We start from the raw sequence: 9,379 nt of genomic DNA on the forward strand, positions 1-9,379 counted from the left end.
GCTGGTCACGATTCGCTCCGGCCCAGCCGCAGCGCGACCACCAGGCCGACGGCGACGAGGACGATCGCGCCACCGATCCACACCCACAGCGGCAGACCCTCGTCGGGCTCCTCCGCCTGGGTGCCCGCTGCACCGGACGACTGCGCCTCGTCCCCGGCACCAGGCCGGCCTGCGTTGGCGGGGTCGTCCTTGGTCAGCGTGAACGACAGCTTGTTCTGCACCACGTGACCGTCGGCGGACAGGATCCGGTAGCCGATGGTGTACTCGCCCGCCGGGCCGAGCCCGGACAGCGGGACGCTCACCTCCGGCCCGTTGATCGCGACCTGGGCGTTCGGGTCGACGTACTGCTTGCCGTCCGGGCCGGTGACCACGATCTGGTTGCCGGGACCCCGCTGGACGGTGGCGTTGAACGTCAGCGTGATCTCGCTCGGGGCCTGGTCGAGCTGGGCGCCCTTCTCCGGGCTGGAGGAGACCAGCACGTTGTGCGCCCAGGCGGGCTGCGCCAGCACGCCGGAGAGCAGGGCGGCCAGCACAGCCGTCAGGACCGCGGCGATTCCGCGACCGATGACTCGGGTCATGACGAAACCTTCTTACGGCTGCGCAGCACCGCGCCGATGCCGGCCCCCGCGCCGAGCGCGCCGACCGCCAGCCCGACGCCGCCCAGCCAGCGCGCGGTGGTGTCCACGGAGTCCTGCTCGCTTTCGGCCGCCTTGGCGTCGGCGTCGTCGTGTGCGGTGGCCGCGCCTCCGCCGTGGCTGTGGCCGTCGCCGGAAGCCGGCGCCAACTCGACCACGGGGGCAGGCTTCTCACCCTCGGGGTCCTCGTCGGCCCAGCTGACCGTGGTGCCGTTGGTGTAGTGCTGGTCGGCGGGCAGGATCAGCCGGTCGACCTCGGGCAGCGGGCCCGCGGTGAACGAGAACTCCTGGTAGGACTCCTCGCCCGCCGGGATCTCGCTGCCCTTCTCGGCGGTCCAGGTGATCGACGTGACCACTTCGGTCACCTCGGCGCCGTGCGACGTGGTGATCGGCTCGTCCAGCTTGCTCCTGGTGATCTCGGCGGTCCAGCCGGGCACCGGCTTGGTCCGCACGCTGGCCAGCGCGTACTCCTTGTCGATGTGCACGGTGAGCTTGTCGGTGCCTGCCTTGTCGTCCTCGTTGGGCACCCGCAGCGTGATGGCGGTGTAGCCGCCCTGTTGCGGCTGTGCTCCGTAGATCTGCGCGGTGACATGCGCGGAGGCCACACCGGGCGAGGCGAAGCCGAACGCCGCCAACACAGCGGCGACGGCGCCGGCACGAACGATCTGACGTGTCTTGGACATGCGGGTATCTGCTCCTGATCTGCACGAGAAATGGGTCGGGCACGGGTGCGGGCGCACCCGTGGTCAAGGGCGGGATCAGGAGCGGTGCGGTGGCCCGCGCCGGGAGTGCACCCGACGCAGCAAGATCTCGGTGTACGTCGCGGGAATCGTCGGGGCTGCGGGGCAGCGGACGGCGCGCACCCGCGGTGGACCGAAGGTGACGATCACCGGCAGGATGCGGCGTAGCCCGGCCAGCACCGCCAGCAGGCCACGCTCGGCGCCGGTGATCAGCACGGCCATGATCACGGTTGCGCTGGCGTGGGCGGCCAGCATGGCCCAGCCGTCGATCGGCGTGCCGCCCGTCGGCTGCGGGTGGGCGAGCAGTGTCAGCAGGCCGTGCGTGATCAGCTGGGCCGCGGCCAGCGTGACGAGCACACCGATCAGCCGCCCGCTGCGGGTGCCTTTCGTGCGATCGACCAGTGCGGTGGACGTCCAGCCGGTCAAACCCGCGATCACCAGGGCCACCGACAGCGGTGGCAGTGCACCGTCGGCGACGGTGTGCGCGGTGACGGACAACACCGCCGACGTGACGGCAAGCAAGCAGCCGCGCGCGATCCGCACATCGGGATGCACACGGGGACGGCTGCTCACACCATCAGGGTATCCGGGCGATCGGGGTCGTCCCGCTATCCGGTAGCAGACGTTTTCCCGTTCAGACACCCAGGTGACGCAGCAGGCGCGCCTCCAGGCCGTCCAGCTCGTCGGCGACCGCGCGATGCGCGTACTTGCGGCGCGCCGACGGCATCCGCTCCGCGGCCCGCACGGCCGCGCTCAACTGGTGCAGTGTCGCCTCGGTCTGGTCGGCGAACGCCACCTTCTCTTGGTCGCCGGACGCGCGCAGTTCCCGCAATCCTTCGGTGATCCCGGCGATGCGCGCGTGCAGCGCGGCGCCCCGGCCCCGGTACTCGGCCAGGTCGTCCACGCTGATGCCGAGCCTGCGTGCCTGGTACCGCTCGTACGCTTCCCGGCCCGCGTTCGCCGCCCGCACCAGATACGGCACCACCACGGGGAGCAGGGTCGGCGCCACCGCCTTGCCGAGGGTGATCGCGTTGCGCACTTTGCTCGCGGTGATCCTCGGCTCCTTCGCCTTTGCCACGACCGTCACTCCTGGTGCTTCGGTGCCCTCTTCGATGGCCTTGCGGGTCGCTTTCGCGGCTTGTTTGGCGGCCGCTTTGGTGGCCCTGCGCTCCCGCTTGGCGGCCCGCCTGAGCCGCTTGGCCTCCTTCTTCGCCGCCTTCCGCGCAGTCTTCGCCGTGCCGGCGCGCTCGAGTGAGGACACCACCTCGGCCAGCATGCCCGGGTCGTCGACGTTCGCCTCGCTCGCCGCCATGGCATCAACCTACTGGGCTGACGGCGGCTTGGCACGGCCGACACCGTCGGAGGGGGCGCTTAAGGTGAAACGCGTGGCGATGAGCTTGGCGAACGTGGTGCTGGACGCCGGCGCGGTGACCCGCTGTCGGCGGCGGGTGCATTGGGAGCACGACCCGGCGGCTCCCGACCTGGAGCCGTTGCCCGAGAACCCGGCCACCGAGCAGCGCAAGGCCGACGCGCAGGCGCACCGTGCCGCGGTCACCAAGCTGTTGGCGCAGTACTTCCCGAGATCGGCGTGGGTGGCCGTGCCCACCGACGCCGAGCCGGACGAGCGGATCGCTGCCACGGTCGCCGCGCTGGAAGCGGGCGTGGACGTCGTCTCCGGCGGGCTGCTCCCGGTGGATCAGGAGGCAGGCAGGCGGGGCGGGGCCGAGTTGCTGGTGCGGACGCCGGGCGGCTACGTCCCGGTGATCATCGTCCGGCACCGGGTCACCGACCCCGGGGAAGGGGCGCTGACCACGGCGTTGACCGATCTGAACCCGGACAACGCCCGGGTGGATCCGGCCCGGCGGGTGCGGTCGCAGCCGCGGGATCAGTTCCGCTTGGCGCACGTGGTCGAGCTGCTGCGGGCGGCCGGACACGCCGATCCGGACAGGGTGGTCGGCGGGGTGATCGGCATGGACGCCGACGTGGTGCTGTGGCACGACCTGCTCGCCCCGAGCTTTCCCGGTGAGAAGTCCACCATGCAGGAGTACGCCGAGCGGTTCGCCGATCGGCTGGCGGTGGCGTCGGCGGCGGCCAGCGGTGCCGAGCCGTTGGCCCAACCGTCGCGCATCGTGGCGTGCCGGTACTGCCCGTGGTGGCAGGTCTGCGAGCCGATGCTGCACGAGCGGCAGGACGTCAGCCTGGTCGTGCGCGGCGATGACGCCATGGTGCTGCGCGATGCGGGTTATCCGACGGTGTCGGCGCTGGCCGCGGCCGACCCGGCCGCCGATCCGCCTCCGGTGATGCTCACCGGCACGACGTTCCAGAACGCGGTGGCGCTGGCACGAGGCTGGCAGGCCGGTTTGTCGGTGGTGCGCAAGGTGCGGCAGATCGAGATCCCGCGCGGCGACGTCGAGGTCGACGTCGACATGGAAAGCTTCGTCGACTACGGCGCGTACCTGTGGGGCACGCTGCTGACCGGCGCCGACATCGGCTTGCCGCGGGACTACCGCGCCTTCGGCACCTGGGAGCCGCTGCCGACGGACGACGAGGCCCGCTCGTTCGCTGAGTTCTGGGCGTGGTTCAGCGACGTGCGTGCGCGTGCGGCCGCCCGTGGCCTGACGTTCCGCGCCTACTGCTACAACGCGATGGCGGAGAACCGCTGGCTGCTGGGTTCGGCGGAGCGGTTCGCCGGCATGCCGGGCATTCCGAGCGTGGCCGAGGTGCAGGAGTTCGTCGAGTCGGACGAATGGGTGGACCTGTTCGTCAGCGTCTCGGAGAGCTTCCTGTGCGCGGAGGGCAAGGGTCTGAAGGTGATCGCCCGGATCGCCGGGTACGAGTGGCACGACCCCGAGGCCGGTGGCGAGGCCTCGATGCGCTGGTACCGGGAGGCGGTCGGGCTGACCAACGGGGCGCCGGATCTGGCGCAGCGCGCCCGATTGCTCCGATACAACGAGGACGACGTGCGCGCCACGCACACCCTGCGCGAGTGGATGACGGGCGCGGCGATGACGGAGATCCCGTACTACGGGGACTTGTGAGCAGCCGACGGTCGCTTGCCAGGACTGCCACGGAGGCTCTCGAGCCCGCGCCACGGCAGCTGGTGGGCCAGCGCTTCGATGGCCGGGTGCGTCGGCGATCTGTGGGTCGGCGTCGCGGTGACCTGTGAGCCTGCGGTGCCTTGGCCGCGATGACCCATGATCTGCGGCGCCCGCCCGCCCGGTGAGCCCGCGCCGCGGCACCGCGCCGGTGGACGAGTGCGTCGCTGGTGCGGCGCGGCTGCCGTGGCGCGAGCTCGAGCCACAGGTTCCGACTGCGGAGTTGTCTGCTTCTGATCGATCCCGCTGATGATCAGCGTGGAGCCATGCGCAGCGCGCCGTCCATGCGGACCACTTCGCCGTTGAGGTAGTCGTGCTCGATCAACGCGATGGCCAGCTGGGCGTACTCCTCCGGCTTGCCGAGCCGCTTCGGGAACGGCACCCCGGCGGCCAGCCCGGCCCGGAACTCCTCGGTCACCCCGGCCAGCATCGGTGTGTCCACGATGCCCGGCGCGATGGTGAGCACCCGGATGCCCTGTGAGGCCAGGTCACGGGCGGCAGGCAGCGTCATGCCCGCCACGCCCGCCTTGGACGCGGCGTAGGCGATCTGACCGATCTGCCCCTCGAACGCGGCGATCGACGCGGTGTTGATCACCACGCCGCGCTGGTCGTCGGCCAGCGGCTCGGTCTTGGCCATCGCCTCCGCGGCCAGGCGCATGACGTTGAACGTGCCGAGCAGGTTGATCTCCAGCACCTTGCGGAACAGCTCCAGGTCGTGCGGGCCCTTCTTGGACAGCACGCGGCCCGCCCAGCCGACGCCGGCGCAGTTCACCGCCACGCGCAGCGGCACACCGGCGTTGGCGGCCTTGTCCACCGCCGCCTGCACCTGCTCCGGGTCGGTCACGTCGGCCTCGACGTAGGTGACACCGTCCGGGTGGGGTGCTTTCTCGATGGCGGGGGCCAGGTCCAGCGCGAAGACGGTCGCGCCCTTCGCGGCGAGTGCGGCGGCGGTCGCGCCGCCGAGGCCGGAGGCGCCACCCGTCACGATGGCCGAAGTCGATGCGAGTTCCATGCCGCGGAGGTTATCTCAGGCCGCGATGGGACGTTTGTGTAGATCCGGCGCCCGGCCGTAGCCTGGGGTGACCGCGCGGGACGGAGAGGTCCGATGACCGAGACGCACTACGCCAGCTGCACCCTGTGCGAGGCGACTTGCGGGATCACCGTGACCACCGACGGTGACCGGGTGGTGGACATTCGCGGCGACGAGAACGATCCGATGTCGCGCGGCTACATCTGCCCGAAGGCGACCGCGCTGGCGGACCTGCACCACGACCCGGACCGGCTCACCCGGCCCGTGGTCAAGCGGGACGGCCGGTTCGTGAAGGTCGGCTGGGACGAGGCGTTCGACCTGGTCGGGCGGCGGCTCCGGGCGATTCGCGGCGAGCACGGCAAGGACGCTCTCGGCGTCTACTACGGCAATCCGACCGCGCACAATCTGGGCCTGCTGGTGTTCGGTGTGCCGTTGTTCCGCTCCCTCGGCACCAAGAACGTCTACGCGGCGACGTCGGTGGATCAACTCCCGCACATGCTGGCCGGGCTGCTGATGTTCGGTCATCAGGCGTTGCTGGGCGTGCCGGACATCGATCGCACCGATCTGTTCGTCTGTCTCGGCGCCAACCCTCTGGTGTCCAACGGCAGCATCATGACCGCGCCGAACCTGCGGAAGCGGCTGCGGGCGGTGCGGGAGCGCGGCGGGCGCGTGGTGGTCGTCGACCCACGGCGAACGGAGACCGCGAACACCGCCGAGCACCTGTTCATCCGGCCGGGCACGGACGCGCTGATGCTGCTGTCGGTGGTGCACGTGCTGTTCGCGGAAGGCCTGGCCCGGCCCGGCAGGCTGGCCGACCGCATGACCGGGCTGACCGAGCTCCGTGCCGTGGCCGAGGGTTTCCCACCGGAGAAGACCGCGCCGGTCACCGGGGTGGCGGCCGACGATGTGCGAGCGCTGGCTCGTGCGCTGGCCACCACCGAACGGGCGGTCGTCTACGGCCGGGTCGGGATCTGCACGCAGGAGTTCGGCGGGCTGGCCACCTGGCTGGTGGTCGTGGTCAACGCGCTGACCGGCCACCTGGACGAGCCGGGTGGCTACATGTTCACCACGCCGGCCATCGATCTGGCGCCGCTGGCGCGGCTGGCCGGTCACGCCGGAAGTTTCGGCACGTTCCGCAGCCGGGTGCGCGGGCTGCCGGAGTTCGGCGGCGAACTTCCCGTGGTGACGCTCGCCGAGGAGATCACCACGCCGGGGCCAGGGCAGGTGCGCGCGCTGATCACGGCGGCGGGCAATCCGGTGCTGTCCACCCCCAACGGCCGCCGGCTGGACGAGGCGCTGGACCAGCTGGAGTTCATGGTCAGCATCGACCCGTACGTCAACGAGACGACCAGGCACGCCGACGTAATCCTGCCGCCGACCGGGCCGCTGGAGCGATCTCATTACGAGCTGTTGCTGGCTTTGGTGTCGGTGCGGAACTGGGCGAAGTACAGCCCGCCGGTGTTCCCGCGTGGCGAGCAGCAGCGGCACGACTGGGAGATCTGTCTCGAGCTGGCCGTGCGCCTGCTCGGGCCGGATGTCCCGCTGCTGCGGGCCGCCGGGCGGCTTGGCGTGGCGACGCTGAGCAAGCTGGGGCCCGAAGGCATCGTCGAGCTCGGCTTGCGAGCCGGACCGCACGGCCTGCTGCGCGGTGGGTTGTCGCTGCGCAAGCTGCGGAAACACCCGCACGGTGTGGACCTCGGACCGCTGCAGCGGCGGTTCCCGGAGCGCCTGTTCACCAAGGGCAAGAAGATTCACCTCGCGCCCAAGGAGTATCTGGGTGATCTGCCGCGGTTGCGCCGCCGGATGGAGCAGTGGCAGCCGGGCGAGCTGGTGTTGATTGGCCGGCGCCAGCTGCGCAGCAACAACTCGTGGATGCACAATTCACCGCGGCTGGTGAAGGGCAAGCCACGCTGCATCCTGCTGGTGCACCCGGATGACGCGCAGCGCCTGGGGCTGGCCGACGGCGAACAGGCGGTGCTGTCGTCGGCCGTCGGCGAGGTGCAGGTGCCCGTGGAGGTCAGCGACGAGGTCATGCCCGGGGTGGTCAGCCTTCCGCACGGCTGGGGTCACGACCGGCCAGGGGTTCGCTTGTCGGTGGCGAGCAGGCACGCGGGCGCCAGCATCAACGATGTCACCGACAACAAGTGCATCGACGAGCTGACCGGAACGGCGGCGTTGTCCGGCCAGCGGGTCACCGTGCGGGCGTTGGCGGCGACTCGCTCATGAAAGGACTTGCTCCTGCAGACAGCGACGAGCGCGCGGCGGACTGTGGCTGCGTTGCTTCTCTTCGATGTTCAGCAAGGGTTGAGCATTGCCTCGCTGTGCGGAGCGGCCGGCGGCGTGCTGCGCAGCTGAGAAGGCCGTGACATCCGGCTGTCCACTGCTCTTCTGCGATCCCCCCCAGGGGCACATCCGGGGGGCGGACAAGGGGGCAAGAAACAAGACTTCGTCGTGTATCGTTGCAGTTCAGCAAGTGTCGTCCCCGCGCGTGCGGGGCTGATCCCGCGACCTCGCTCAGCTTGCCCGCGTACGGCCCGTCGTCCCCGCGCGTGCGGGGCTGATCCTCTGCTGGTTGCTCAGCGGCGGCGGTAGGAGTTGGTCGTCCCCGCGCGTGCGGGGCTGATCCCTCGGCCGCCGGGCACTCCGCCGGCGGCAGATTGTCGTCCCCGCGCGTGCGGGGCTGATCCGGGTCACGGACGCCCGGTACCTGGAAGCGCACCGTCGTCCCCGCGCGTGCGGGGCTGATCCTATTTCGTTGCCGAACGGGGCCAGCGGATCACTGTCGTCCCCGCGCGTGCGGGGCTGATCCGGAGAGCAGACATGAAGACGCCGTATGTGACTGGTCGTCCCCGCGCGTGCGGGGCTGATCCGGGTGCGAGGATTGCTAGCCACAGAAACACTGAGTCGTCCCCGCGCGTGCGGGGCTGATCCCCCGTGGTTGAACAACACGGTGCGCGCGGTTGAGTCGTCCCCGCGCGTGCGGGGCTGATCCCGGGGTGCTATCCGCGATAGTGCCCTTGCGGATGTCGTCCCCGCGCGTGCGGGGCTGATCCTGCGCGGCGTGCCACCCAGCTCCTGCACCTGGCGGTCGTCCCCGCGCGTGCGGGGCTGATCCCGGCGTATGCCCTCAGCAGGCCACTGCGGCGCTGTCGTCCCCGCGCGTGCGGGGCTGATCCGGTGCCGCAGGTCAAAGAGGCGGTTGACCGTTAGTCGTCCCCGCGCGTGCGGGGCTGATCCCGGACAGTGGGGTCAGGCGATCGGCCATGCGGCCGTCGTCCCCGCGCGTGCGGGGCTGATCCGCCGTCCCCGGAGGATGAGGCTCGGCTCACGATTGTCGTCCCCGCGCGTGCGGGGCTGATCCAGGATCATGACCACCATTTATGTTGATGTCCACGTCGTCCCCGCGCGTGCGGGGCTGATCCTGCTCATCATTCTGTGGCGGGACTACAAGTGGCGTCGTCCCCGCGCGTGCGGGGCTGATCCCTCCAGAGTGAGTCGCCCCGAGATACCCCAGCGGTCGTCCCCGCGCGTGCGGGGCTGATCCTTCGATACCGGCCGCGCGAGCCTTAGCGATGATGTCGTCCCCGCGCGTGCGGGGCTGATCCCGCCTTTATCATGCGATCCTCGATCGCTGAGTTGTCGTCCCCGCGCGTGCGGGGCTGATCCTGTCATCCATCGTCGAGGAAGTGCGCGGGAGTAGTCGTCCCCGCGCGTGCGGGGCTGATCCCTGGAACTGCAGGTGAGGCTCCGGCGATGCCACGTCGTCCCCGCGCGTGCGGGGCTGATCCTCCGGGCCGGTGCGCTCCCCGGAGCTGGGGCTGTCGCCCTAGCGAGGTAGACAGACAGTAGGTGAATGTGTCGCCCTCAGCTGTGCAGGCC

The 9,379-nt window shown here is 70.8% G+C and carries 7 protein-coding genes and 1 CRISPR repeat array; of the genes, 2 read left to right on the plus strand and 5 right to left on the minus strand.

What is annotated here, in order from left to right:
* Positions 1-5: 5 nt before the first annotated feature.
* From CXP56_RS16920 to CXP56_RS16935, 4 genes are all read right to left on the minus strand, one after another.
* On the minus strand, positions 6-578 hold the full coding sequence (locus tag CXP56_RS16920) for a copper resistance CopC family protein (protein ID WP_286901897.1): 573 nt from the start codon (positions 576-578) through the stop codon (positions 6-8).
* Positions 575-1,318 (minus strand): YcnI family copper-binding membrane protein, encoded by a 744-nt coding sequence (locus CXP56_RS16925; RefSeq protein ID WP_286901898.1) that lies wholly within the window; start codon positions 1,316-1,318, stop codon positions 575-577. The genes CXP56_RS16920 and CXP56_RS16925 overlap by 4 nt, the downstream gene beginning before the upstream one ends.
* Before the next feature lie 75 nt (positions 1,319-1,393).
* Positions 1,394-1,948 (minus strand): hypothetical protein, encoded by a 555-nt coding sequence (locus CXP56_RS16930; RefSeq protein WP_286901900.1) that lies wholly within the window; start codon positions 1,946-1,948, stop codon positions 1,394-1,396.
* 61 nt (positions 1,949-2,009) lie between these two features.
* Positions 2,010-2,687, minus strand: coding sequence for a DUF6474 family protein (locus CXP56_RS16935; protein WP_353744569.1), 678 nt, complete (start codon positions 2,685-2,687; stop codon positions 2,010-2,012).
* 79 nt (positions 2,688-2,766) lie between these two features.
* Here CXP56_RS16935 and CXP56_RS16940 point away from each other — a divergent pair, with 79 nt between their 5' ends.
* On the plus strand, positions 2,767-4,413 hold the full coding sequence (locus CXP56_RS16940; RefSeq protein ID WP_028848256.1) for a TM0106 family RecB-like putative nuclease: 1,647 nt from the start codon (positions 2,767-2,769) through the stop codon (positions 4,411-4,413).
* Positions 4,414-4,723: 310 nt separating this feature from the next.
* Here the strand turns inward: CXP56_RS16940 and CXP56_RS16945 are convergent, their stop codons facing one another.
* The gene (locus tag CXP56_RS16945) at positions 4,724-5,482 is read right to left on the minus strand and encodes an SDR family NAD(P)-dependent oxidoreductase (RefSeq protein WP_028848257.1); all 759 of its coding nucleotides are present in this window, start codon (positions 5,480-5,482) and stop codon (positions 4,724-4,726) included.
* A 93-nt stretch (positions 5,483-5,575) separates the two neighbouring features.
* Here CXP56_RS16945 and CXP56_RS16950 point away from each other — a divergent pair, with 93 nt between their 5' ends.
* The gene (locus CXP56_RS16950; RefSeq protein WP_286901903.1) at positions 5,576-7,726 is read left to right on the plus strand and encodes a molybdopterin oxidoreductase family protein; all 2,151 of its coding nucleotides are present in this window, start codon (positions 5,576-5,578) and stop codon (positions 7,724-7,726) included.
* 249 nt (positions 7,727-7,975) lie between these two features.
* Positions 7,976-9,288: direct repeats of the CRISPR family, unit length 28 nt; unit sequence GTCGTCCCCGCGCGTGCGGGGCTGATCC.
* Positions 9,289-9,379 lie beyond the last annotated feature (91 nt).

Origin of the sequence: Thermocrispum sp., assembly GCF_002919275.1 — a bacterium.
Lineage (GTDB): Bacteria > Actinomycetota > Actinomycetes > Mycobacteriales > Pseudonocardiaceae > Thermocrispum > Thermocrispum agreste.

Bases quoted from the DNA above. Each gene is read 5' to 3' on its own strand.
- CXP56_RS16920 (WP_286901897.1), bottom strand. From the start codon at position 578: ATGACCCGAGTCATCGGTCGCGGAATCGCCGCGGTCCTGACGGCTGTG.
- CXP56_RS16925 (WP_286901898.1), bottom strand. From the start codon at position 1,318: ATGTCCAAGACACGTCAGATCGTTCGTGCCGGCGCCGTCGCCGCTGTG.
- CXP56_RS16935 (WP_353744569.1), bottom strand. From the start codon at position 2,687: ATGGCGGCGAGCGAGGCGAACGTCGACGACCCGGGCATGCTGGCCGAG.
- CXP56_RS16940 (WP_028848256.1), top strand. From the start codon at position 2,767: ATGAGCTTGGCGAACGTGGTGCTGGACGCCGGCGCGGTGACCCGCTGT.
- CXP56_RS16945 (WP_028848257.1), bottom strand. From the start codon at position 5,482: ATGGAACTCGCATCGACTTCGGCCATCGTGACGGGTGGCGCCTCCGGC.
- CXP56_RS16950 (WP_286901903.1), top strand. From the start codon at position 5,576: ATGACCGAGACGCACTACGCCAGCTGCACCCTGTGCGAGGCGACTTGC.